The 476-nt window shown below is 63.7% G+C and carries 2 protein-coding genes; both read right to left on the minus strand.

Going from position 1 to position 476, the window contains the following annotated elements:
* A partial coding sequence (gene tnpB / locus KKP04_RS16035) for an IS66 family insertion sequence element accessory protein TnpB (RefSeq protein WP_371818844.1) occupies positions 1-115 on the minus strand: 115 nt, incomplete at its 3' end.
* Positions 112-476 (minus strand): transposase (locus KKP04_RS16040; protein WP_215033546.1); only part of this gene is annotated, 365 nt, incomplete at its 5' end. The genes KKP04_RS16040 and tnpB, both read right to left, overlap by 4 nt.

Here is a 476-nt window from a genome sequence, read left to right on the forward strand (position 1 = left end):
ACGGATCGAGCTTCAAGACCTCCTGAACCGCGGCCGCAAGCCCATCCATGCCTTTCCTGAAATCGACAGGCCGCGTCGCGATGTAAATCCGAGGTGGAACCGCACCGAAAATCACCGCCGCCTCATCGAAAGCCCGTCGATAATCGCCAGGATAACCTCGCGGCCAGCCGTCACCGGGATCCGCGCCCGTCCCCCTGCGAGTTCGAGTTCGATCAGCCCGGATGGCGGCGCCTCTTCTTTATGCTCAGGCTGAGGCGCATCCTTTTGCTCGATCAGTAAAGGGGCAAACGTCACCGGCTCAGGCTTGGGCGATCGCGATCTCAGCCCCGCTTCACGGCGCCATTTGAAAAGCTGGCTAGCAGCCACGCCGTGTCGGCGCGCAACCTCGGAAACGCCGACCCCGTCCTCAAGCGTTTCCTGCACGATCGCCGCCTTCACATCGGACGGCCACGACCGCCGCCGGGCAACGCCGGTGA

Origin of the sequence: Rhodomicrobium sp. Az07 (assembly GCF_018619475.1) — a bacterium.
In the GTDB taxonomy this organism is placed as follows: domain Bacteria; phylum Pseudomonadota; class Alphaproteobacteria; order Rhizobiales; family Rhodomicrobiaceae; genus Rhodomicrobium.